This is a genomic window from Blautia sp. HCP28S3_G10 (assembly GCF_052065235.1).
GTDB lineage: Bacteria > Bacillota > Clostridia > Lachnospirales > Lachnospiraceae > Blautia_A.
In genome coordinates, this window is the sequence record NZ_JBQHUL010000039.1 from 1 (window position 1) to 23,712 (window position 23,712).

Consider the following 23,712-nt stretch of genomic DNA (forward strand, 5'->3'; position numbering starts at 1 on the left):
TAATGCCAGTTCCTCATATGAGACCTCGTTTGATAAATAAGATTCTACCATATGAAGCTTGAATTCAAAAGAATAATTATTCTTCTGTCTACTTCTTTTTAAGCCTTCCTCACCAAACTCATTATAATTATGAATCCATTGTCGAATCTGTCTAGCACTTTTAACATTATATTTTTTTGCTAGTGCTTTTGAACCAACACCTAAACTTAGATGCTCTAGAACAATTTTTTTCTTAAGCTCAAAGTTATATTTTGCCATAAGAAAACCGACCTCCAATAGTTAGATTTTGGGGTCTAACTTCTGGGGGTCGGTTCACTAACTGACTTTTCAGGATGCTCTTTCTGTATTTCGCTTGTATAAAACTTATTATTTCACTCTGACAGTAAGTGTCTTGGATTTTTTGTTATAAATTCCTTTACCTTTTGCGGTGACAGTAATCTTGTAGGTACCTTTCGGGCAGCCTTTTTTAACAGTAACTTTACCCTTACCTGATACTTTTACATATTTGGAATTTGATGACTTATAGGAAACCTTTCCCTGGGCTTTAGTCACTTTAATCCTAAAGGTTTTTGCTTTTTTCTTTACAGCGGATGCTTTAACCTTCTGATTTTTTTTGACAATCTTCATCGGATTCGCAGCTTTTTTCACAGTAAGAGTAACTGTTTTTGATACTTTTCCGGTCTTGATTGTGATTTTCACCTTACCAGCAAATTTTTTCGGAACAGTTACCTTACCTGCGGAAGATACTTTCACCTTAGAATTACTGCTCGTATAAGTAAGCTTCGCACCATTGGAAGCCTTCGCGCCAATTGTCCATGTCTGTTTTTTGGAAGCACTGGCTGTCATAGTCTTATCGGATGCTTTGATACTAACGCCTGTATTCTGACCAGATGCAGAGTTTGATTTTTTGTCAAGAGCAACAAATGTAACATTACTGTCGCTGGCAAATTTCTTTTCTGCGGCGGAACCGGTATATCCGTAAACTGTCACATGCATGCTGTTGCTGAATATTTTATGCATGCCACCAATTGTTGTAACATTTCGTGGTATTGTGATACTTTTCAGAGACGAACAGGAATTAAATGCCCATACATCTATATAACTTAAACCGTTTCCAAGAATTACGTTTGAAAGGGAGGAACAGCCTTCAAACGCACTCATACCTATTTTCTGCATGCTGTCCGGAAGGACTATGCTTTTCAGACTGGTACAGCCATAAAAAGCTTTCGCCTGTATCTCTTTCAGTTTTTTAGACAGGGTAATACTCTCCAGATTTGTACAGCCTTCAAATGCACCTGAACCAATTACAGTTACTGTATCTGGCATTGTGACTTTTTTAATCGTAGCGCGTTTAGCCGTACTGAATAACACATCACCAAGACCGGTTACCGGCACTTCTTTGCCATCAATCATACGTACGGCAGGAATTGTCACTTCAGCAGGGTATCCCGATGAGGGATCAGCAGGCTCCGCTGTTTTGAGCAGAACTCCTCCATCATCATTCCATCCCCATGAGTACCAGACTCCATTGTATACATTACTCTCACTGCTGCTTTCTCCTGCCTGGGAGGCAACCTCCCAATCTGCAAAATCCTCCGCATAAACGCTTCCGCCAAAACTCATCACCATCAGTGCAGAAAGTCCAATTGCTACAATTTTCCTGATTTTTATACGTTTTTCTACATTTCTGTAGATTCTATTCTAAAATATTGGGGGCACCCCTATCTATAATACCTACTCTGTTTTTATACATCAAAGCAACTTCCACCTACAAATTCCCTCAATAGAGAATTCTTCGGGATTTCCTCGCTTGGAACTGCAACAAAATAATCAAAGAATTTCAGAAGACGTTTCGCCTCCAGATACTCCGGTTCATTTTTATCAATTCCAAATAACAATGGTTCCGCATATACCTTAAGACATGCCAGCTCATATACAAGAGCTGAATTAAACATAACATCTGCCTGTTCCTGATACGGGAAGATATTTGCCTCTTCACCTCGCCGTACGGATGGCCATCTTGCTATAGTCTCTTTCGCAGAAGTTCCTCTTGTCCGTGCATCACGCACAATACGGCGGATCAGACGGCCGTCTGTGGTCGGAATGCGGTTATGTTCATCAATATTCAGCTGAGTTAAAGCACTGATGTAAATCTTATATTTACTCTCAGAAGGAAGTGCATAACTGAGTCTGTCGTTCAACCCATGAATTCCCTCAATAACAAGTACATCGTCTTTTCCTAGCTGAAGATAGTCTCCCTTGTATTCCCGAAGTCCTGTCTTGAAATTAAATACAGGCAGTTCAACTTTCTCTCCTCGGAGTAACGCAAGCATATCTTCGTTAAATTGTTTTACATCAATAGCCTCAAGACACTCAAAATTTTTCTCGCCAAATTCATCCAGCGGTGTATCTTCTCTGTTTTTAAAATAATTATCCACTGCAATGGGATGCGGCTTCATGCCATGTGCTGTCAGCTGTACTGACAGTCTGTGTGAAAAAGTAGTTTTGCCTGAAGAGGACGGACCTGCGATCATAATGAATTTCTTGTTTCCGGATTCTGCAATATGCTGTGCGATTCTTGATATTTTCGCTTCCTGAAGCGCTTCCTGTACAAGCAGAATACTGCGGACTCCTTCCTTTGTGATCCTGTCATTCAGATCACCCACATAGGAAATATCCATTTTTTCTGCCCATTCCTGTGATTCTTTCTGCACCTGGAAGATTTTTTCCTCCGGTTTAAATTCCGGAAGTTCTGTCGGATGGGTGAATTCCGGAAGTTCAAGAACAAATCCCTCATCATACATTTTCAAATCAAAGTATTTAATATAACCGGTGTTATCCGCCATGTATCCATAAAAATAATCTTCATAACTGTCAATACTGTAAATATTTACTTTGGAAACTCTGCGATAGTGAAACAGTTTTTCCTTATCATACATATGGTGTCTGTGAAACAATGCAATTGCCTCATCTGTATTCACAGAACGTTTCTGTATCGGTATTTTAGCATCTGCAAGCTCCTGCATACGGTTTTTGACCTGTTCAAGAAATTCTTCATTGAGAACCGTACTTCCGTCCATGGTAAAATAATATCCCGAACCAACAGAATAGTGGATTTCAACTTTATTGACATTTTCTTTGCCGGCTACATCATAAATAGCCTTCAGAAGCACAAAGCAGGCACTTCTTTTGTATGTTTTATAACCGACATCATTACGTATGGTCACAAATCCAATCTCACAGTCTTCTTTCAGACGTTTGTGGAGTTCTCTCAGACGTCCGTTTGCTGTAATAAGGATAATTGGAAACTGCACTTTATCCTGATACTCACTGACAATATCCCGGTAAGTTGTGCCATAAGGATATTCTTTTACCTGACTTTCATACGTCACTTTCAAAAGTTTCTGTTCCATAAAATCCCTCCCACTTCTTACAGTATAGTATATGGGCTTTTTACCTTTGCGCAGGTTATTTTCAGATCATTAAATGCTTTATTCAGTTTTTCTTTCATGGCTTCCATAAAAATGTATTCAGTGCCATAATGACCGGCATCAATAATTGTCAGCCCTTCTGCAACTGTATCAATTCCCGTATGATGGTCAATATCGCCTGTCACATAAACATCTGCACCTTTTGCAAGAACATCTGATATCATGCTTTTGCCACTGCCAGTACAGATTGCAGCCTTTCTGACCTTCCGTTCCGGATCACCATAAATCTTTACATCATTAAGTGAAAGGGCTTTTTTGACAAATTCTCCACATTCCTTCAGCGTCATTTCCGATGGAAGATTTCCCACACGTCCAAAACCTTCCACCCTGTTTTCTGTTTCAGCTGTCACAGAAAGTACTTCTCTGTCCGTAAGCTCAAGATAATCAGCACTCAGATCCGCCATTCCAAGCACATCATAATTTGTATGCATGGCATAATACTGAATGTCATTTCGAATAAGTTTAAGAATCCGTCTTCCTGTAAAAGAATGATTATTTATCTTTTTGATCCCGCCAAATATCATTGGATGATGAGTAATAATCATGTCTGCTCCGGCTGTTACGGCCTGTTCCAGAGTATCCTCGGTCAGGTCAAGCGCCAGGAACACATGATTTACCTCTCTGGTATCGTCTCCCACCAGTAATCCGACATTATCCCAGTCCTCTGCCATAGATGGCGGGTACTGTGCTGTAAGCCAGTCTGTGAGTTTTTTAACTTTCATAGCTGTCAAGAGCAGCCTGTGTCAGCTGCCTCTCCTCCTCTACTTCATTTCTGCGACGCAAAGCCTCCTCTGTTTCAGCTGTTCTGAGACTTGTAAGAATTTTTTTTCGAATATTCATTTCTCTCAGGAGAAACTGATGAAGAACAGGATTTTTTTCAGCAAGAAGATAACGTCCAAACATAAGTTCTTCCACTGTCCAACTCTCCTGCTCCTTTTTTTTGACTGCTTTCATCATTGGATAAAACTTTCCGTCTTCAAGAATTATTTTTTCTTCGATAATACTGTATCCGTTTTCCATAAGAAACTTCCGAAAATGTGGAATATCTGACTGTGGCTGAAGAACCAGTTCCTGAAAAGAATCTGTTGTTTCCCAGTTTGCAGAGAGTATTTTTTCCATCAGAGGGCCACCCATTCCTGCTATTACAAGTGAATCTCCCTCACCGGGATTGATTCCCGAAAGTCCGTCGCACAGACGTGTTTCTATGTATTCGCCCAGATTATATTTCGCAATATGTTCTCTGGCTCTTGCCAGCGGACCCTTACCAACGTCTGTTGCAATGGCTTTTGAAATCTTTTTTTCAGATATCAGGTATACCGGCAGATATCCATGATCGCAGCCCACATCTACCAGCCGGTTTCCTTCCGTTATCATTCCGGCAATTGTTCTCAGCCTCTCAGAAAGCTGTACCGTCACACCCATCAGTCCAGATAATCCTTCAGCTTGCGACTTCGGCTCGGATGACGAAGTTTGCGGAGAGCTTTGGCTTCGATCTGACGGATACGCTCTCTTGTAACATTGAATTCTTTACCTACTTCCTCAAGAGTACGTGCACGTCCGTCATCAAGTCCGAAACGAAGGCGAAGAACTTTCTGTTCTCTTTCTGTAAGTGTTCCCAGTACTTCGATCAGCTGTTCTTTCAGAAGTGTGAACGCTGCTGCATCTGCTGGCACCGGAACATTATCATCCTGGATAAAATCTCCGAGATGGCTGTCTTCCTCCTCACCGATCGGAGTTTCCAATGATACTGGCTCCTGGGAAATCTTGAGGATCTCACGTACTCGTTCAACAGACATGTCCATTTCCTCAGCAATTTCTTCCGGGGTAGGTTCACGTCCAAGTTCCTGAAGCAGCTGACGTGAAACACGGATCAACTTGTTGATCGTTTCAACCATATGAACCGGAATTCGGATCGTACGTGCCTGGTCTGCAATTGCCCTAGTGATTGCCTGACGGATCCACCATGTAGCATAAGTACTGAATTTATAGCCCTTACGGTAATCAAATTTCTCAACTGCCTTGATAAGACCAAGATTTCCTTCCTGGATTAGATCGAGGAAAAGCATTCCACGTCCAACATAACGTTTGGCAATGCTGACAACAAGTCGCAGGTTTGCTTCGGCAAGGCGCTTCTTGGCTTCCTCATCACCCTGTTCCATACGTTTGGCAAGTTCAATCTCCTCATCAGCTGTAAGAAGACTGACTTTACCTATTTCCTTCAGATACATACGTACCGGGTCTTCAATGCTTACTCCCTCCGGAACAGACAGGTCAATCTTATCGAGTTCAATTTCTTCCTCGTCATCAAGTTTGTCTATATCTCCGTCGTCATCCAGAATCAGTTCCTCATCATTACCGGAAATACGGAGCACATCCACTCCACTGGCTTCCAGAAAATCCAGAACCTTTTCCATCTGTTCTACTTCCAGCGGCTGATCTTTAAAGTAATCGCTGATTTCCTGATATTCCAGTACATTTTTTTTCTTTTTTGCCAGCTCCAGAAGTCCAACCAGTTTTTCGCTGAATTTGCCCATATTCATTTCCATAGGTGCTCATTCCCTCCATATAGTGTTTATATTTTATCCTTATTCAAAAGAAATATGCAGTTCCCGACGTTTCCGTCCAAGTTCTTCCAAATCTTTTTTAGCCTTTACTATTTCCTGTAAACCCTGCATGTCTGTAGGATCCCAGTTACGGTTTCTTTCTGCAAGGCTTTCCGACTTAATTCGAAGCAATGTGTCTGCAAATGCCTGATCCTGTTCCTGAGGTGTTTCCAGATGGATCGTGGCATTGAAAAGTGATGCTACTTCTCTCTGCTCTTCACTGTCGGTAAAGCTGTTCAGAAGTTTTGCAGGATTTATATTTCCCTCTGTATGTTGCTGAAACAGCATTCCGGCCACTTCACGGTACAGAGGTACCACAAAATCTTCTGGTGTAAGATACTGTGCAACTTTGTCAAAAATTCCGGGATAAGTAACCAGCCAGGTCAACATCAGTTTCTGTGCCTGATCTGAAGCGGAATCCCGTTTTTTCTTTTCTTTGGTGCCGCTCCGTGGCTGAAACCTGCTTTCGGCGGGTGTTCCTTTAAGTGCAAGTGTATTGACACGTTTTCGGAGATCTTCAACACTCACGCCATAAATGCTTCGATATTTTTTGACAATTGCTTCTATATACAGATTTCTCTCAAGTTCATCTTTCAGTTCCAGAAGCATTTCCGCACATCTTTCGAAAAAACGGTTCTGTCCCTGTGGCTCCTCCATCGGAAATTCTCCCTCCGCAATTCCGACACGGAACATGAAACTGTCAGAGGCCTGGTTGAGTCTTTCCTCAAAAGCTTCCGCTCCCATATTCTTAATAAATTCATCCGGATCTTTGTAAGGTTTCAGATTCACAACTCGGGAATTCACCCCGGCTTCCCGGAGAATCGGAATTCCTCTGAGTGCGGCTCTTATTCCTGCTTCATCACTGTCATACAGAAGCAGCACTTCCTGCGTGTAGCGTTTCAGAAGGCTTGCATGTCCTGACGTCAACGCTGTACCAAGAGATGCAACTGCATTTGTAAACCCTGCCTGATGCATGGAAATAACATCCATATATCCTTCGCAGAGGATCAGATATTTTTTTCTTGTTGTACGTGCAATGTTCAGACCGTACAGATTACGGCTTTTATCAAAAATTTTCGTTTCCGGTGAATTCAGATATTTAGGTTTGCCATCACCCATGACTCTGCCACCGAATCCGATAACCCTGTTATTGACATCCATGATCGGGAATATAACTCTGTTCCAGAATTTATCATACATTCCATGACGTTCATCTACATTAAAAAGTCCCGATTCCCTGAGTCTGTCGTCTTTATATCCTTTGCCTTTCAGATAACGGTAAAGACCGTCACTGAATTTGTCCGAATACCCCAGACCGAATTTTCTCATAGTCTCTTCGCTCAGTCCGCGTCCGGTAAGATACTGGAGGCCCTGCCTGCCTTTTTCTGTACGAAGCTGATAGTAAAAATACTGTGCTGCCTGTTTGTTTATTTCCAGCAGTTCTGCTTTCTGCTGTGCTTTTTCTTTAACTTCTTTTGAGTATTCAATCTGTGGAAGCTCAACTCCGGCTCTGTCTGCAAGATGTTTCAAGGCTTCACCAAAAGTATAATTCTCATATTCCATGATAAAATTGAATACATTTCCTCCTGCTCCGCATCCGAAGCAGTAATACATCTGTTTTCCAGGTGTTACGGAAAACGATGGAGTTTTTTCATTATGAAAAGGACAGAGTCCAAAATATGAACTGCCTTTTCTGGTCAGTTTTACATATTGGGACACTACGTCTACAATATCATTCTTCTGTCGTACTTCTTCAATGATATCGTCCGAATAACGCATATCCTTCCTCCTCTGTTATATGATCATTACCTGCGGAGCAGATAATCTGTTGCTGCTCAATCTCCCTCCCAGGCTCTTGGTATGTATATTTCACGGAATTTTTCCATGCAATACTTATCCGTCATACCAGACAGATAGTCACATACAGCCTGTGCAAGTGATTCTCCTCTTTTCATCAGTACCTGATATTCAGATGACATGGCTGATGGACGTTTTATATAATATTCATAAAGTTCTTTCAGTAATTTAATTGCCTTCTGTTCTTCCTTCTTTGCTCTTGGATTCATATAGACATTCTGAAACATAATTGTTCTAAGATCCATAAGCGCCTTATAAATATCTATTGACATCTCAATACAATTTTTGTCCATACTGTTCTCGATAATATCATGAACAAAAGTGTTTAACCGTTCTCTTGTCGTATAGCCAAGAAGCAGTCTGAGCGTTATCGGTATGTCATCCTCAGTTATGATACCTGCTCGCTGCGCATCATCCATATCATGATGTATATACGCTATTTTGTCAGAAAGCCGGACAATCTGTCCCTCCAGGGTAGCCGGTTTACCACTGAGTCGATGATTCAGTATGCCATCTCTTACCTCCCAGGTAAGATTTAGTCCCTCACCGTTTTTTTCAAGAATCTGCACAACCCGGATACTTTGTTTATAATGTGCAAATCCACCCGGATGGATTTCATCCAGTGCCCTCTCTCCTGCATGTCCAAACGGCGTATGTCCCAGGTCATGCCCCAGCGCAATTGCCTCTACCAGATCTTCATTCACTCGAAGTGCCTTTGCAATGGTTCTTGCAATCTGTGACACTTCCAACGTATGGGTAAGACGATTTCTGTAATGGTCTCCGTTTGGAGCCAGAAATACCTGTGTTTTGTCTTTCAGACGCCGAAATGCCTTGCTGTGAAGAATTCGGTCTCTGTCCCGTTGATAAACAGTACGGACATCACATTCTTCTTCTGGCCGTTCTCTTCCACGGGAATGTATGCTGTGTGCTGCAAATGGACTGAGAAGTTCAAGTTCTCTCTGTTCCATTGTTTCTCTGATATTCATAGGCAAGCCCTCCACAGACTGACAAAAGTATTGCTGTGAACAGTTACGAAAAATACCTCTTATTAATTATATTCTACACAAAGTCACAAATTCCTCTTTTTTTCAAAAAAAATTTGACAATGATTTTATTTTATGAATTTTATAGAAAAGCATAAAGAAAAAAGCTCCTGATATTCAGGAGCTTCACATGCGGAAGATGGGACTTGAACCCACACGAGCGCAATGCTCACAAGATCCTTAGTCTTGCTCGTCTGCCAGTTCCGACACTTCCGCATATCGCATTTCATGGGAGCGTTATGCTTCCTCGCGACAACAAATATTATATCAAAGGAATCAACAATTGTCAACACCTTTTTTAGTTTATGCGGAAGATGGGACTTGAACCCACACAAGCGCAATGCTTACAAGATCCTTAGTCTTGCTCGTCTGCCAGTTCCGACACTTCCGCATATTATGTTTCGCAAGATTTTATTTCGTTCCTTGCGACAAGTGATATAATACCAGAGACTTATAGTAAAGTCAACACCTTTTTTTGAATTTTTTTAATTTTTTATATTTTTAGTTCAATTCTGTTGCTTTTTCAGCAGCTACCGGTTTACCGGCAGCTGTCTGTTTCAGCCATTCTGCTCATTCCCGGATTCCCATCCAGATGCTGCATATTTAATGTTTTTCTTTTTAATCGTTCCTGCTCTGACTGTTTCAGAATATAATCTTTGATTTCTTTGGCATTTTTAATATGACTGAGTTTCAGATCCGGATCTGTAACATCGCCTGTAAAGCAATGAATGGTTCCAAGACCAAGGATCCGCTCCAGCAGGGTATTCTCCAGACGAACATCGATTACTTTATATAAGTAACAGTCGTTCTCTTCTTTTCTTAATAATCCGGTATTAATTGTAATAATTTCATCTGTTACTGTATAAGAAGTAAAAGTCCATGGCATTCCCAGAAACATAGATCTTTTTTTCTCTTTGTAGCTCATCAGCATTTCCTCCCGTTTCATTTTCTGTTTATTATATCACAGTAAATGCCTGATTTCCAGACAGTGCACAACGTTTGTTCTTAATTTAACTCTGCAATTCGGCTGACTGCAACATAAATTTCCTGAATTTTGTACCATGTTGGATAGTCTGTAATTCCTGTCGCAGGAAGTCCGAACACACTTTGGAATTTTTCTACTGAATTTTGTGTTTCCTGTCCGTAGATACCATCTTCTGTAATTTTTGGAATTGCCGGATATGCTCCCGATATAACATTTAGCTGTTCCTGCATCTGACGCACTTTTTCTCCTGTTGCCCCTATATTCAGGTCATAGCCGGGCCAGGAGGCCGGAATTCCCGAAATTTCTTCTGCAACATTGATGTACATATCATTTCCGTAGAAATATCTCAGAATCTCAATCGGGGAATACCCCTGATCTCCAAGCGATTTGCTGCCCCATTGCGTCATCCAGCCACGATTTCTGCATTGTACCTGTCGCCCGTCACAATATTGTGTAAGAATTGGCTGGCGAACATCTGGTCGTGAAAGATAATTCTCAAATAATTCATCTACAATTCTGGAAATGCTGTCAAAGACATTTCTGCCACGGATCCATTTATGATCATAAGCTGTTGACGAGGTAATTGTAAAGTCGTAGCCCTTATTCCGGTACCATTCCGTATAAACACGATTCAATGTAAAAGACATGATTGCCAGTACATTTGCACGGATCGTATCATCAGGCCAGGTTGCATAGATCTCGCTGCTGGCGACATTTTTGATATAATCTTTATATCGAACATAATAATTTGAGGCTGTTGTATCATTCACTGACCCATCATGAACTACAATATATTCCGGTATGACCACCCTGCTCAGAACGATCTCTCCGCTTTCATCTATTGGTTTGATCTCTGCTTCTTCAATCTTGGGAGGATATTCAGCAAATAATGTATGGGGTCCGATCACAATACGTTCAAATGAAGCTTCTGCCTGAAAAGCAATTTTCATCTGCTGCTGTGCCAGCACTCCCGGAAGCACCTGTATTCCTGCAATTTCCAAATTTTCAAACCCCTCTGCCTGTACCTGAACTGTATATTCTGCATATGGCTGCTCTTCCCCGGGTTCCATACTGTATTCAAGAGGCGGTGTTTTCAAATCCAGCACCGGTGTCTGCCCCGACGAATCTGTCTGCAACTCTTCAATTGTCTGGCCGCTTTCTCCTGTATAAGAAATTTTCACCAGCGCATTTTCCACCGGACGCGTTCCGTCTTCCGTAAAAACACTTACTTTTAATTTCCCCTGATCTGTCTGATCCTGCTGACATTTTATTTTATTATAAAATTCCATCTGCTTCTCCTGCCCAAAAGCTCTCCGTACATTCTATGCAGTACAAGGTGTATCCGGCACAAATATTAATTAAAAAAACAGAGAGAACCATTTCTGATCCTCTCTGTAATTACAGTTAGAATATTTTCATAAAATCATTATACATGACAAATACCATCAGCAGCATCAGCACCATCAGACCGGCAAAATGAATCATACCTTCAACTTCACGGTTCACAGGTTTTCTGCGTATTGCTTCAACAATCAGAAAAACAAGTCTCCCTCCATCAAGAGCCGGAAGAGGCAGCAGATTCATTACTCCAAGATTGGCAGAAAGAAGTACCGCCATATTCATCATATTCATCCAGAGCATCAGAGTACCCTCACTCTTGCTCTCTTCATATGTGGTTCCAATTGCATCAACAACACCGACAGGACCGCTTAAGTCCTTCATTCCCAGATGTCCTGTCACAAGTTCCTTAAGACTGAGAATCGTTGTTCTTACCATATATTTCACATCAAGAGCAGCGTATTTCACAACACCAAGTCCATGTGTTTTCTCATAGCCTACATTGAAAGAAAATCCAAGCTGTGGTGTACGATATTCCTTGGGTGTGATAGTTGCCGTATAATCAAGGCCATCACGTTCATACGTAATCTCTACCGGTTCAGATGAAAGCGGATGTTCTGCAATATATGCATCATAAGCTTCTCCGTCAGCTATCTCTGTTCCGTTAATTGCCGTAATCGTATCACCGGCTTTCAACCCGGCCTGCTCCAGTGGCATTCCCTCTATCAGTGATTCAACAGTCATAGAAGAAACGTCTGAACGATTAAAGCCAAGCAGATATCGCACAGATGCGTCCGGTGTATAGGTAACAGTTTCTGTTTCACCATTTCTCTTAACCTTGAGAGTAATTGGTTTTTCCTGAAGTTCATTCAGATAACTGTAAACGTAGAGGTCTTTCGCAAGATCAATATGATATCCGTCATATTCCGCAATAACATCACCTTTCTGAAGTCCGGCCTCTGCTGCCGGTGAACCCTCCTGTACCTCTACAATCTCTGCCGGATCATAGCCAACAAAGGAAACTATAATGACTGAAAGAATAAAAGCAAGAATAAAGTTAAAAACAGGTCCTGCTGCAACAACAGAAATTCTGCCCCAGACAGGAGCTGCATTAAACGCACCGGGAACATCTTCTTCAGCAGTATCCTCTCCAACCATGGCACAAGATCCTCCAATCGGAAGAATCTTCAGAGAATATTTTGTTTCTCCTTTTTGAAAACTGCAGATTCTTGGTCCCATTCCAAGAGAAAATTCTGTTACCCCAATGCCGTTAAGCTTTGCAAAAAGGAAATGTCCAAATTCATGTATCAGGATTATCGCACTGAAAATAATGATCGCGATAAGAATTTTCAATTTACCACCTACTTTCAATCCACTGATATGTATCGTTTTCTACTGCAAGTATTTCATCAAGATCCGGATTTTCACTTTTGTGGTGTCTGTCCATAGACTGCCCGATAATATCATAAATATCCAGGAAACCAATTTCTTTATGAAGAAATTTTCTGACAGCCAGCTCATTTGCCGCATTAAATACAGTCGGCATCGTACCGCCCTCTCTGGAAGCATATATTGCCATCGGCAGCCCGAGGAATGTATTCATATCCGGCTCTTCAAAAGTAATCTGTCTCAGTTTCGCAAAATCAAGGCGTTCTCCGTCAAGATATCTTCTGTGCGGATAATACAGTGCATACTGAATAGGAAGTCTCATATCAGGTGTGCCAAGCTGAGCAATGATACCTCCATCTTTAAATTCTACCATGGAATGGATCACACTCTGTGGCTGAACAACAACCTGGATATGCTCCAGATCTACATCAAAGAGCCATCTGGCTTCCATAACCTCAAGTCCTTTATTTACAAGAGTCGCAGAATCCACTGTAATTTTCTGTCCCATAACCCAGTTCGGATGTTTCAGTGTATCTTCCAGCGTTACATTTGCAAGTTCAGCTCGTTTCTTTCCACGGAAAGGACCTCCTGACGCAGTAATAAGAAGTTTATGTATCTCTTTATGTTCTTCACCGTTCAATGCCTGAAAAATAGCACTGTGCTCGCTGTCGACCGGAAGAATATGCACCCCATATTCTTTTGCCATCGGCATTATAAGATGACCGGCTGTCACCAGGGTTTCTTTGTTTGCAAGAGCAATATCTTTTCCTGCACGGATTGCTTCAACAGTAGGACGGATTCCAAGCATTCCGACAATTGCTGTCACAAGGATTTCTGTCTCAGGCATTGCCGCCAGTTCCAACAATCCCTCCATACCGGAAACTATTTTTGTATCAGTGTCCTGAATTTTTATTTTCAGTTCTCCGGCTGCTTTTTCATCCCATACAGCGACCAGTTTTGGAGAAAATTCTCTTACCTGCTCTTCCAATTTCGCAATATTTCTTCCCGCACTGATTCCAAGGACCTGAATATCACCGTTTGCACGGACAACATCCAGCGTCTGTGTTCCAATAGAGCCTGTCGAACCTAAAATCGCAATTTTTTTCATCATATACTCCCATTATAATCCAAGAATAATTTTTGCAAGGTAAAAAATCACAGGTGAAGTAAAGATTACACTGTCAAAACGGTCCAGTATCCCGCCATGACCAGGTATAAGTTTTCCGTAATCCTTGATTCCCTGATTTCTTTTGATTGCAGAAGCAGCCAGGTCTCCTACCATCGAGATCAGCGCACCAACTCCGCAGATTACTGCATATTCAGCCATCGGGCCATTTGTTGCAGCTGCATAGATAACGCCAAGAAGCGCAGCACCGACAACGCCTCCCACGCCACCTTCCACAGACTTTTTCGGGCTGAGTACTGGTGCCATTTTGTGCTTGCCGATCAGCATTCCCACACAATATGCACAGGTATCACAACCCCAGGAGCAGAGAAAGATCAGCCATACAATATATTTTCCACCTTCCAGATTTCTGGTCAGAAGAATAAAAGACAGCATAACTGCTACATAAACCACCCCAAAGAATGTCGCCATAACCTGATCCGCTTTGTATTTTGGATAGGTAAAGACATAAACAAACATCAGAAGAACAAGAGCAATCAGAATTGCCATTGTTCCATAACGTTCAAAATCAAGAAGCACTGTTCCATAATAAAGAACCGCTCCCAGATATCCGGTAATTTCCAGCAGTTCGACTTTTTCTTTATGAACTCTCATTGCTTTGTACAATTCCTGCATTCCGATAAGTGAAATGCACAGAAGCGTAATAAAAAGCACATAGCCTCCACTTATAATTGTCAGTAAAGCAGCAATCACCAAAAGGATTCCGCTTAAGAGTCGTATCTTAAACATCCTTATTCCTCCTTAACTCCCCCGTATCTTCGGTCTCTTTCATTATATTTTTCGATAGCTTTGATCAGTTCCGGTTTATGGAAATCCGGCCAGGGCACATCTGTAAAATAGAATTCAGCATATGCCAGCTGCCACAGAAGATAATTGGAAAGTCTCTGTTCTCCGCTTGTTCTGATCAGCAGATCAGGATCAGGAATCCCTGCTGTATCAAGGTAATTTTCAAAAATATTTTCATTTATATCTTCCGGTTTAACCTTACCATCAATCGCATCCTGGGTCAGACGGCGCACCCCACGTATGATTTCATCTCTGCTCCCATAATTCAGTGCTATCTGGAAATACAGTTCGTCATAATCTTTCGAAAATTCTTCCAACTCACGGATTTTATCCTGTATATCCGGTGCAAATGCGCTTGGGTCTCCGATGATTTTTACTCTCATATGATTCTTTTCCGCACTTTTAAGGCACTTTTTCAGATAACTGCGAAACAGTTTCATAAGTCCTTCAACTTCTTCTCTGGAACGTTTCCAGTTTTCTGTTGAAAAAGCGTATACTGTGAGATATTTTACACCCAGATCTTTAATATCATCACATATAGATTCCAGATTTGCACAGCCCTTGATATGCCCATAACTTCTTGGCATTCCCTTCGCCTTTGCCCATCTGCCGTTACCATCCAGAATAATGGCTATATGGTTTGGTACATTCATATTCGTTCCTCTCATTCTCTGTATCATATGCAACAGAAAGAGAGCCGGATACTACGGCTCTCCTCCCCATGTGTTCATTTAAATAATTATACAGTAAGAATTTCTTTTGATTTGACATCTACTGCTGCATCAATGTCTTTAATGTATTTATCTGTCAGCTTCTGTACAGCTGTTTCTAAATCTTTTATTTCATCTTCAGAAACATCCTGTTTGGCCAGTTTCTTGAATGCATCGTTTGCATCTCGTCTGATGTTACGTACAGCAACTTTTGCAGCCTCGCCTTTTTTCTTAACATCTTTAACCAGCTCTTTACGACGCTCTTCTGTAAGTTCCGGAAGAACCAGACGAATGATTTTTCCATCATTATTCGGGTTCAGACCAAGATCTGAGGTTAGGATTGCTTTTTCGATTCCTTTGATCAGACTGGATTCCCATGGCTGGATCTGAATCATACGTGCCTCCGGTACGGTGATGTTTGCAACCTGCTGAAGCGGTGTAGGTGATCCATAATAATCAACCACGATTTTGTCAAGAATATGCGGATTGGCACGTCCCGCGCGAATTGTGGTTAGCTCTGTTTCAAATCCCTTCAGAGTCTTTTCCATTTTGCCTTCATATTTCTGAACTCTTTCATCCATTTGTTAAATCTCCCTTTACTTTTATATTAGTTTTGCTAAACAGTGACTCTGGTACCTGAAAACTTACCATGAACTGTATTTACAATACTGTTTTCTTCTTCCAGACCAAATACCAGCATCGGCATTTTCTGTTCAAGACACATAATAGAAGCAGTCAGATCCATTGCTGCAAGTTTTTTATCTACAACTTCCTGGATAGTGATCTCGTCATATTTTACAGCATTCGGATTTACCTTCGGATCACTGTCATAGATTCCGTCAACTGCCTTTGCCAGAAGGATCGCTTCGGCTTCAATTTCTACTGCACGAAGTACAGTGGCTGTATCTGTTGAGAAATACGGATGACCTGTACCGCCTGCAAAAAACAGGATCTTGCCTTCTGAAAAAGCTTCTTCCACTGCATCTTTGGAGTAGAGTTTCGTAAATGCTCCACATGCGAATGGTGTAAAAATCTCTGTTTTCAATCCGAGATATCTGCAGATATCGGATACATAAATACAGTTCATAACAGTAGCCAACATACCTATCTGATCCGCTTTATTGCGATCGATTGTTTCACTCGTACGTCCTCGCCAGAAGTTTCCTCCGCCAATAACAATACCAACCTGAGTTCCCTCTTCAACAATTGTCCTGATCTGTTTGCCTACTGCGATAACTGTTTCTTCATCAAATCCTGTCTTTTTTGCTCCCGCAAGAGCCTCTCCGCTTAATTTCAGTAAAATTCGTTTCATTATATATTTATCCTTTCCCCTTCCGGTATCACATTACCATACTCCGCTTACAACTTCATTTCCTGATTCATCCACTGTAGTTGCAACTGTAAAATTCGGATAATAATAGTAACCGGAAGTACCTGTAGTTTCATCATTATCCCATTCGGAAGATTGTGCATCTCCTACTGCCCCGATCAGATCATCCACAGACTTACCAATATATCCTTTTGCTGTTTCAATCGTACTGTCAGTAGGCTCTGTATTGGTGTTATCTCCACCATTACTCGGAGTATCATTATTATTGTTATCGCCTGGTTCTGCCGGAACCGGTGTACTGGTCGGATCAGGCTCATTGCTCGGAACACTGGAATCATCCGGCACTGGTGTCGGTGTTGCTGAATCAGAATCCTCATCTGTATCAAGCCCCAGTCGCTCCTTTACATCATTAAGCGTTGAAACTTCTGAGCCGCCGGAAGATGTCACATAAGTTGCATATGGAATTGCATCTTCATCTTCACCATCCATTTTCAGAGTGATTTTCTGAATTGTGGTCAGCGGAAGCTGACGGAAGAAACATTCATTCTTTTCTTCATCTGTATAAGTGATACGAATATCATAAGTTGCAGAAGAAGAATCTTTTTCATAATAATATACAGCGCTGTCCCCGTTTTTCAGAGTAAACATTCCACTTACAAGATCATCACCCCATTCGTACTGTGCATCTTCATCTGCCTCATCAGCCGGTGTCTGACGAATATAAATTGCCTTAATCTCAGATCCTGTCTGGTTTATAATTGTCAGCTTGGAAGCTGTGGAAGTTTTTTCTCCCATAATGTTTTTTTCTTCGGTTTTTTCCATGTCGACCAGTTCTATGGTAGGTGTCGGCGTGGTATCTTCTGTTGCCGGAGTCGGAGTCACCTGAGCAGTCTGCTGCTGATTTTCGGATTTTTTACCACAGCCTGCTGCCGCCACCGCAAGTATAAGCAGTCCTGCAACTGCAAAATAACGTTTTTTGATCATTTTAATTCCTCCCATTCCTGTTATGGAATAACCCTGTAAACGTCTTTTGTTTTAATTTAATTATACAGAGTATCCAATTCTTGTCAACCAATTGAAAGTGAAATTCATACAATTTTAAAAGGTTGGTAATGCAGACGGATTAAAGATTCTTTACTTTAAATTCACGCTCAGCCTCACGACGCTGGTCTTTACGGGCAATATCCTGTCGTTTGTCATACAACTTTTTACCGCGTGCAACACCAATCTCAATTTTTACAAGACTGTCTTTAAAATAAACCTTCAGCGGAACGAGCGTCAGTCCTTTTTCCTGAAGCTTTCCCTCAATTTTATTAATCTCATATCTGTGTAAAAGCAGCTTGCGTACCCTGAGTGGATCTTTGTTGAATATATTTCCCTTTTCGTACGGACTGATATGCATACCGTAAATGTAAACTTCTCCCTGCTCTGTCCGGATAAAAGATTCTTTAATACTGCATTTGCCATTGCGGAGAGACTTGACTTCCGTTCCAACAAGGGCAATTCCGGCTTCATAGGTATCCTCTATAAAATAGTCATGAAAGGCTTTTTTATTATTGGCGATCAGTTTGATTCCTGATTTTTTTGCCATGGCTCTTCCTCCTCTTTTATTTCAGTAATAGTAAAATCAACGGTTCTTTTCAATGCATCTGCATCAGCAACACGTACCTGTACTTTTTGTCCCAGGTGATAGGTCTTTCCTGTCATATCTCCGCGAAGTTCAAAGTTCTCCTCATCGTAAGTGTAGTAATCATCATTCAGACTGGTTACATGTACAAGGCCTTCTATCGTATTCGGAAGTTCCACGTACAGACCATAAGCTGTAACGCCTGAAATAATACCCTCATACTCCTCTCCAAGATGATAGGACATATACTCTGCTTTCTTCAGTTTGTCGGATTCTCTTTCCGCTTCCTGTGCTCTTCTTTCACAAGTACTGGACTGACGGGCCACTTCTTCCAGTATTTCTTTATAATGTTCCGTTCTGCCTTCCCGTTCAAGTCTCCCCCTTATATTATCACGAATGATACGGTGGATCTGTAAATCTGGATATCTGCGGATCGGAGAAGTAAAATGACAGTAATATCTTGCAGCCAGTCCAAAATGTCCGCTGCATTCTGTCGTGTATCGTGCCTGTTTCATAGTCCGCAGAGTCAGACGGCTGATCATAGTTTCATTTGGAAGTCCCTGTATACTTCCAAGTATTTCCTGTATCTCCTTGGGAGTGATTTCCTCTCCTGATTTCTGCACTTTAATTCCCTGATTTCTGAGAAGGGTAAGAAGACTTTCGATTTTTTCAGGATCCGGATTTTCATGGGTACGATATACAAAAGGATATTCTCCCTTACAGTATTCTTTTGCCACAGTTTCATTTGCCATCAGCATAAAATCTTCAATAATATCTGTTGCTGCATTTGCTTCGTATGGCTGGACATCTATGGCACGTCCCGCACCGTTCAGTGTGATCTTGCTTTCCGGGAAGTCGAAATCTATGGATCCTCTATGATGGCGTTTACTGCGCAGAAGTACTGAAAGTTCTTTCATAAGGAAAAACATCGGCACAAAATCCCTGTATTCTCTGCTTGTCTCTGTATCACCATCTTCAAGAATACATCTCACCTGGTTATAGCTCATCCTTCTGTCTACACGGATGATCGTCTCTGCGATCTTATGATCTACTACATTTCCCTTTTCATCTATATCCATAAGACAGCTTAAAGTCAGTCTCTCTTCGCCCTGATTCAGGGAGCAGATACCATTGGAAAGTCTTTCCGGAAGCATCGGAATAACTCTGTCAGCCAGGTAAACGCTTGTTCCTCTTTTTAAAGCTTCTCTGTCAATGGCACTGCCGCCCTGCACATAATTACTTACATCAGCAATATGAACACCCAGATGATATACTCCGCCTGTTTTTGTAAGTGTAACAGCATCATCAAGATCTTTTGCATCTTCACCGTCAATAGTCACTGTCTGAAGTTCTGTGAGATCAAGCCTGCCATTCCTGTCGCCTTCCAGTACATGATCTGGCACACGCTGTGCCTGGTTCATCACCTTAACCGGAAATTCAGTCGGAATATTGAAGCTTTTGACAATCGCAAGGATATCTGTTCCTGGAGCATTCATACTTCCGAGATTTTCTTTTATTTTTCCCTCCGGTTTGTGCTTTTCATCACCGTAATCAATAATCTCGGCTACGACTTTGTCACCGTCACGGACACCTTTGGCATTTTTTGCTGAAATGTATATATCTTTTGAAAATTTCTGATTATCACACAGGATAAATCCATAATCGCGCTCGCGCTGAAAAGTTCCCACAACTTCCTGATTCCCACGTTCCAGGATTTTTATGACAGTTCCCTCTATTCGCTTCCCGCTTTTATTTTCCTTTTTCAGAAGAACCTGGACTTTGTCCTGATGCATGGCTGTGCCGGTCGCATCAGCCGGAATGAAGATATCTTCTTCTTCCTCTTCAAGTTCTACAAAACCAAAGCCTTTATGATTTCCGATAAAAGTTCCTTCTTTAATAAGGCCAAGTTTTTTATATTCTTTTATATTTTTCTTTTTGGGTTTTATAATCTGTTTTTTTCCGGGAAATTTCTTTCTTTTTTCCCATATTTTCTTTCTGCTCAATGATACTCCTTTTCCTGTTTGAGAAAAAAAAGCACTCTTGTGATCATACAAGAGTGTTTTCTTCTGACAATTCCTAGAAATTCATATTTAAAACAGCTGCCAGTACAAAAAATAAAACTGCCATGACAGTAGTTGCTCTGACAAGACCGCCCTCCATGGAACGTCCTTTATTCTTTCCCCAGTAAGAATCAGCGGCTCCTGAAATTGTACCACCAAGACCCTGCTGTTTACCTTCCTGCATAAGAACAACAACAGTAAGAGCAATACAATCTATGGCAAAAATAACAGTCAGAATAATTCTTAAAATCTGCACTTCGATTACACCTCCTAATCAACTAGTGGTTATTGTAACATATCGTTTCAGTTATTTCAACTATTTTTAGGGTTTTTTCTCTTGACAAAGCACTGCTATTCATAGATTATTGTATAAGACTAAAATAAAGGATGGAATACCATGAAAACAACTGACAATAAAATTTATGTATTTCTTTTTTCGCTGTTCCTTTCCCTTGGAACAGGCGCTTTAATACTTAAGATTCCTTCATGTTCCGAGGTTGTGGCATCAAAAGGAAATATTAATCTTCTTACCTATGGAATCACTGTGGTTCTCTTCTGCATAGCTTATTTTTTTGGAAGTCTTCTGGTCAGTAGAACCTCCGTTTCCGGTCACAGACAGAATCCCGCATCAGCCTTTGTTGTATCATTGTTTCTTCTGGCAGCTGACTTTGTTTTTCTGTTTTTTATGTTCAAAATGGAAATGAACGTATATGCATCTTTTTCTTCCAGATACATCTGGCATAATATGCCACTGCTTCTTGTGATCCTGTGCATTACCGTCGAAAATATTTTTTTCCTTTTTCTTATGCGCAGAAGCACTTTAAACACTCCGGATTTTTCTATGTACCTGCTTTATGGAATTTTTACACTGCTGACTGCCTATAACTTCTATACACCGGCAGTTTTTCTCAGGGATGAGGCTGATCGCCTCCATATGGATGCTTATTTTAATTCCATTTACAACGTACTCCATGGAAATGCATACAGCACATATACTACAAGCATTTATGGACATTATGGTATTTTTTACAAACTGCCTCTCAAACTTATGGGCGGTGATTTTATTGACTTCATATTCCTTAACAGTTGTATTGGTGCACTCTGCTTCCTTGCCATGTTTCTTGCTCTGCATTTCATGGTCAGAAGAACTTCCCTCAGAATACTCGGAGCGATTGCCATGACATTCCCTGTTCTCAGTATGCGCAGCGGAATCTACTGGCAGCTGTGGCCGCACCGTATTCTCTTTATGAGCCTTATGCTATGCTATACAGCCTTTTGTGTTAGATATCATAAACTTAACCGTATAACCTGTATTCTAGGATATCTTATTGCAATGGCCGGTGTTCTCTGGAATACTGAAAGCGGTCTTTTCTGCGCAGTTGCCTGGTCAGGTTTCTGGATTCTTAAAATTCTTGCAGATCATTCAAGGTCTTTTGTAAATTCTTTTATAAACATCTGTCTGCAACTTGCCGGAATTATTTTCTCTTTCCTTGGTGCATACGGTATCGTTGAAATATATAACATTTCCTGTGGCGGAGCACCTGCAGGATTGCATGAATTCCTGTTTCCGCTTCTGCAGTCTTCCTATATGGATGATCTGCTCCGTGTTGATCTCCCGGATTTTCCAAGTGCTTACATGGCAGTTATGGGACTTCTGTTTCTGGCACTTGCATGGGGAATATCCAAAATACGTTTTATTCATTCCGCTTTTGCCAGTGACAATGCACTTCTTCCGGCATGTTACAGTTTTTCAGCATCAATCCTGACACTTGGGCAGCTGACATATTTCATTAACCGTGCCGCTTATCATAACCTCGAGATCTGCCACCTGCCTGCTGTTTTACTCATCTGCATTCTCGCAGAACGTGGCTGGGAGTTTGTTAGCACTTTCCGTATCCGTGATCTTCGAAAATATCAGACACATATGATTTATAAAGGAGCTTTTACCGTTACCTCCATTGTAATTCTGGTCAGCATCTGCACAGGAAATATCATTCAGTACGGTTCAAACATGAGCCTCCGCCAACAGTTGCACAATAAAACAGAAGTGCATGATTTTGCCGCAAATGTTGCTGCTAACATTCCCGAAAACACCTATGGATTCGGAATAGGAGTTCCTGAAATTTATGCCATGCTTCGATGGGATACCCAGTGTTACACTCTGGATTTTGCAGACCTATCTCTTCGACCAGAAGTTGGTGACCATGTGATGGAGGATATCCAGAAAAAAAATCTTTCCTGTTTTCTTGCTGGTGAAAACGCTGTGAAACGTCTTCAGAAATATTGTTCTAAAGATAAATCCGACTGGCTTCTGAACAATTATCAGATTGCACAGACTTTTGAATTCCAGGGAGCTGTCCTTGAATATTATATCCGGATATAAGTTATTTCCAACACAGAAGTGCCGCAGATCTGTTTTGGTCTGCGACACTTCTTTTATTCTGCAAATGGATTTTCAAAAACTGCGAGTTCACCAAGATATTCATCGATTCGCAAAAGCTGATTATATTTTGCATTTCTGTCAGATCTGCATGGGGCACCTGTTTTGATCTGCCCGGCACCTACTGCTACTGCAAGATCTGCAATAAAAGGATCTTCCGTTTCGCCTGATCTGTGTGAAATTATCGTCCTGTATCCTGCTTTCTGAGCTACCTCAACCGCATCCATTGCCTCACTGAGCGTACCTATCTGATTGACTTTTATCAGGATTCCATTTGCAGTTCCCAGTCGGATTCCACATTTCAGTCTTTTTATATTAGTTACAAAAAGGTCGTCTCCGATCAATTGAACCTTGTCGCCCAGGCGTTCTGTCATCTGCTTCCAGCCCTCCCAGTCATCTTCTCTCAGACCGTCTTCTATTGACACGATTGGATACTTTTCTATAAGCTCTTCGTAATATGAAATCATTTCTTCTGTATCTCGCAGAATTTCCCTTCCTTTCATACGACTTTCTCCAGGAAAATGATACACTCCGGAAGTTTCATCATATAATTCACTTGCCGCCACATCGATTGCAATAAATACGTCTTCTCCACCACGATATCCTGCTTTTGCACATGCTTCCATAATAAGTTTCAGCACTGACTCTGCGTCCGCAAGATCAGGCGCAAAACCACCTTCATCACCTACAGCTGTTGACAGACCATATTCTTTAATAAGGATTTTGAGGAACTGATATATTTCGACGCACATTTCTATCGCATTATCAAAAGATCCGGCTCCCGCTGGCATGATCATAAATTCCTGTACATCAACAGTATTTGATGCATGCTTTCCCCCTTGTGTCAAGCTAATGACACAAATTTTT

21 protein-coding genes, 2 tRNA genes and 1 pseudogene are annotated in these 23,712 nt (G+C 41.3%); 1 reads left to right on the top strand and 23 read right to left on the bottom strand.

The window, feature by feature from the left end; translation table 11 throughout:
- The 22 genes from ACTNB8_RS13630 to secG all read right to left on the bottom strand — a co-directional run.
- Positions 1-258, bottom strand: a 258-nt coding sequence (locus ACTNB8_RS13630) for a helix-turn-helix domain-containing protein (protein WP_441055558.1), incomplete at its 3' end; no start/stop codon positions are given.
- Between the two features lie 108 nt (positions 259-366).
- The gene (locus ACTNB8_RS13635) at positions 367-1,629 is read right to left on the bottom strand and encodes a leucine-rich repeat domain-containing protein (RefSeq protein ID WP_441055559.1); all 1,263 of its coding nucleotides are present in this window, start codon (positions 1,627-1,629) and stop codon (positions 367-369) included.
- 116 nt (positions 1,630-1,745) lie between these two features.
- Positions 1,746-3,413, bottom strand: a complete 1,668-nt coding sequence (locus tag ACTNB8_RS13640; RefSeq protein WP_441055561.1) for a nucleoside kinase — start codon at positions 3,411-3,413, stop codon at positions 1,746-1,748.
- Positions 3,414-3,430: 17 nt separating this feature from the next.
- Entirely contained in the window at positions 3,431-4,213 is a 783-nt protein-coding gene (locus ACTNB8_RS13645) for a Nif3-like dinuclear metal center hexameric protein (protein ID WP_441055563.1), read from the bottom strand.
- Positions 4,203-4,913: a tRNA (adenine(22)-N(1))-methyltransferase gene (locus ACTNB8_RS13650; protein ID WP_441055565.1), complete on the bottom strand. Its 711-nt coding sequence runs from the start codon at positions 4,911-4,913 to the stop codon at positions 4,203-4,205. Before ACTNB8_RS13650 ends, ACTNB8_RS13645 begins: the two co-directional genes overlap by 11 nt.
- Complete coding sequence (gene rpoD / locus ACTNB8_RS13655) at positions 4,913-6,037, bottom strand: RNA polymerase sigma factor RpoD (protein ID WP_441055567.1); 1,125 nt, start codon at positions 6,035-6,037, stop codon at positions 4,913-4,915. The genes ACTNB8_RS13650 and rpoD overlap by 1 nt, the downstream gene beginning before the upstream one ends.
- A 39-nt stretch (positions 6,038-6,076) precedes the next feature.
- Positions 6,077-7,873, bottom strand: a complete 1,797-nt coding sequence (dnaG, locus tag ACTNB8_RS13660) for a DNA primase (protein WP_441055569.1) — start codon at positions 7,871-7,873, stop codon at positions 6,077-6,079.
- Between the two features lie 56 nt (positions 7,874-7,929).
- Positions 7,930-8,937 (bottom strand): deoxyguanosinetriphosphate triphosphohydrolase, encoded by a 1,008-nt coding sequence (locus ACTNB8_RS13665; RefSeq protein WP_441055571.1) that lies wholly within the window; start codon positions 8,935-8,937, stop codon positions 7,930-7,932.
- 188 nt (positions 8,938-9,125) lie between these two features.
- Positions 9,126-9,210, bottom strand: a tRNA-Leu gene (locus ACTNB8_RS13670).
- Between the two features lie 90 nt (positions 9,211-9,300).
- A tRNA-Leu gene (locus ACTNB8_RS13675) sits at positions 9,301-9,385 on the bottom strand.
- Between the two features lie 147 nt (positions 9,386-9,532).
- On the bottom strand, positions 9,533-9,919 hold the full coding sequence (locus ACTNB8_RS13680) for a PH domain-containing protein (RefSeq protein ID WP_441055573.1): 387 nt from the start codon (positions 9,917-9,919) through the stop codon (positions 9,533-9,535).
- An 80-nt stretch (positions 9,920-9,999) separates the two neighbouring features.
- Complete coding sequence (locus ACTNB8_RS13685; protein WP_441055575.1) at positions 10,000-11,268, bottom strand: peptidoglycan-binding protein; 1,269 nt, start codon at positions 11,266-11,268, stop codon at positions 10,000-10,002.
- 115 nt (positions 11,269-11,383) lie between these two features.
- Positions 11,384-12,670: an RIP metalloprotease RseP gene (rseP, locus tag ACTNB8_RS13690; protein ID WP_441055577.1), complete on the bottom strand. Its 1,287-nt coding sequence runs from the start codon at positions 12,668-12,670 to the stop codon at positions 11,384-11,386.
- A 1-nt stretch (position 12,671) separates the two neighbouring features.
- Positions 12,672-13,814, bottom strand: coding sequence for a 1-deoxy-D-xylulose-5-phosphate reductoisomerase (dxr, locus tag ACTNB8_RS13695; RefSeq protein ID WP_441055606.1), 1,143 nt, complete (start codon positions 13,812-13,814; stop codon positions 12,672-12,674).
- A gap of 12 nt (positions 13,815-13,826) precedes the next feature.
- A complete protein-coding gene (locus tag ACTNB8_RS13700) occupies positions 13,827-14,621 on the bottom strand; it encodes a phosphatidate cytidylyltransferase (RefSeq protein WP_441055579.1) in 795 nt (264 codons plus the stop codon).
- A 2-nt stretch (positions 14,622-14,623) separates the two neighbouring features.
- Positions 14,624-15,331 (bottom strand): isoprenyl transferase, encoded by a 708-nt coding sequence (locus ACTNB8_RS13705; protein ID WP_441055581.1) that lies wholly within the window; start codon positions 15,329-15,331, stop codon positions 14,624-14,626.
- 86 nt (positions 15,332-15,417) lie between these two features.
- Complete coding sequence (gene frr / locus ACTNB8_RS13710) at positions 15,418-15,969, bottom strand: ribosome recycling factor (RefSeq protein ID WP_441055583.1); 552 nt, start codon at positions 15,967-15,969, stop codon at positions 15,418-15,420.
- Between the two features lie 35 nt (positions 15,970-16,004).
- Positions 16,005-16,700: a UMP kinase gene (gene pyrH / locus ACTNB8_RS13715; protein WP_441055585.1), complete on the bottom strand. Its 696-nt coding sequence runs from the start codon at positions 16,698-16,700 to the stop codon at positions 16,005-16,007.
- Between the two features lie 33 nt (positions 16,701-16,733).
- Positions 16,734-17,702 carry a hypothetical protein gene (locus tag ACTNB8_RS13720; protein ID WP_441055587.1) on the bottom strand — a complete coding sequence of 323 codons (969 nt, stop codon included), beginning with the start codon at positions 17,700-17,702 and terminating at the stop codon, positions 16,734-16,736.
- 139 nt (positions 17,703-17,841) lie between these two features.
- Positions 17,842-18,309 carry an SsrA-binding protein SmpB gene (smpB, locus tag ACTNB8_RS13725; protein ID WP_296157448.1) on the bottom strand — a complete coding sequence of 156 codons (468 nt, stop codon included), beginning with the start codon at positions 18,307-18,309 and terminating at the stop codon, positions 17,842-17,844.
- Complete coding sequence (rnr, locus tag ACTNB8_RS13730; protein WP_441055590.1) at positions 18,282-20,348, bottom strand: ribonuclease R; 2,067 nt, start codon at positions 20,346-20,348, stop codon at positions 18,282-18,284. Before rnr ends, smpB begins: the two co-directional genes overlap by 28 nt.
- Before the next feature lie 73 nt (positions 20,349-20,421).
- The gene (gene secG / locus ACTNB8_RS13735; protein ID WP_296157445.1) at positions 20,422-20,661 is read right to left on the bottom strand and encodes a preprotein translocase subunit SecG; all 240 of its coding nucleotides are present in this window, start codon (positions 20,659-20,661) and stop codon (positions 20,422-20,424) included.
- Between the two features lie 141 nt (positions 20,662-20,802).
- Here secG and ACTNB8_RS13740 point away from each other — a divergent pair, with 141 nt between their 5' ends.
- A complete protein-coding gene (locus ACTNB8_RS13740; RefSeq protein WP_441055592.1) occupies positions 20,803-22,788 on the top strand; it encodes a hypothetical protein in 1,986 nt (661 codons plus the stop codon).
- Between the two features lie 53 nt (positions 22,789-22,841).
- Here the strand turns inward: ACTNB8_RS13740 and eno are convergent.
- Positions 22,842-23,702, bottom strand: a pseudogene (gene eno / locus ACTNB8_RS13745) (phosphopyruvate hydratase); the annotation flags it as partial.
- Positions 23,703-23,712 lie beyond the last annotated feature (10 nt).

What these genes read in the sequence shown, in the direction of transcription:
- ACTNB8_RS13700 (WP_441055579.1), bottom strand. Translation starts at nt 14,621, where the DNA reads ATGTTTAAGATACGACTCTTAAGCGGAATCCTTTTGGTGATTGCTGCT.
- ACTNB8_RS13640 (WP_441055561.1), bottom strand. Translation starts at nt 3,413, where the DNA reads ATGGAACAGAAACTTTTGAAAGTGACGTATGAAAGTCAGGTAAAAGAA.
- smpB (WP_296157448.1), bottom strand. Translation starts at nt 18,309, where the DNA reads ATGGCAAAAAAATCAGGAATCAAACTGATCGCCAATAATAAAAAAGCC.
- ACTNB8_RS13685 (WP_441055575.1), bottom strand. Translation starts at nt 11,268, where the DNA reads ATGGAATTTTATAATAAAATAAAATGTCAGCAGGATCAGACAGATCAG.
- ACTNB8_RS13635 (WP_441055559.1), bottom strand. Translation starts at nt 1,629, where the DNA reads ATGGTGATGAGTTTTGGCGGAAGCGTTTATGCGGAGGATTTTGCAGAT.
- pyrH (WP_441055585.1), bottom strand. Translation starts at nt 16,700, where the DNA reads ATGAAACGAATTTTACTGAAATTAAGCGGAGAGGCTCTTGCGGGAGCA.
- frr (WP_441055583.1), bottom strand. Translation starts at nt 15,969, where the DNA reads ATGGATGAAAGAGTTCAGAAATATGAAGGCAAAATGGAAAAGACTCTG.
- ACTNB8_RS13665 (WP_441055571.1), bottom strand. Translation starts at nt 8,937, where the DNA reads ATGAATATCAGAGAAACAATGGAACAGAGAGAACTTGAACTTCTCAGT.
- rpoD (WP_441055567.1), bottom strand. Translation starts at nt 6,037, where the DNA reads ATGGAAATGAATATGGGCAAATTCAGCGAAAAACTGGTTGGACTTCTG.
- ACTNB8_RS13645 (WP_441055563.1), bottom strand. Translation starts at nt 4,213, where the DNA reads ATGAAAGTTAAAAAACTCACAGACTGGCTTACAGCACAGTACCCGCCA.
- ACTNB8_RS13650 (WP_441055565.1), bottom strand. Translation starts at nt 4,913, where the DNA reads ATGGGTGTGACGGTACAGCTTTCTGAGAGGCTGAGAACAATTGCCGGA.
- ACTNB8_RS13740 (WP_441055592.1), top strand. Translation starts at nt 20,803, where the DNA reads ATGAAAACAACTGACAATAAAATTTATGTATTTCTTTTTTCGCTGTTC.
- dnaG (WP_441055569.1), bottom strand. Translation starts at nt 7,873, where the DNA reads ATGCGTTATTCGGACGATATCATTGAAGAAGTACGACAGAAGAATGAT.
- ACTNB8_RS13705 (WP_441055581.1), bottom strand. Translation starts at nt 15,331, where the DNA reads ATGAATGTACCAAACCATATAGCCATTATTCTGGATGGTAACGGCAGA.
- dxr (WP_441055606.1), bottom strand. Translation starts at nt 13,814, where the DNA reads ATGAAAAAAATTGCGATTTTAGGTTCGACAGGCTCTATTGGAACACAG.
- ACTNB8_RS13680 (WP_441055573.1), bottom strand. Translation starts at nt 9,919, where the DNA reads ATGAGCTACAAAGAGAAAAAAAGATCTATGTTTCTGGGAATGCCATGG.
- ACTNB8_RS13720 (WP_441055587.1), bottom strand. Translation starts at nt 17,702, where the DNA reads ATGATCAAAAAACGTTATTTTGCAGTTGCAGGACTGCTTATACTTGCG.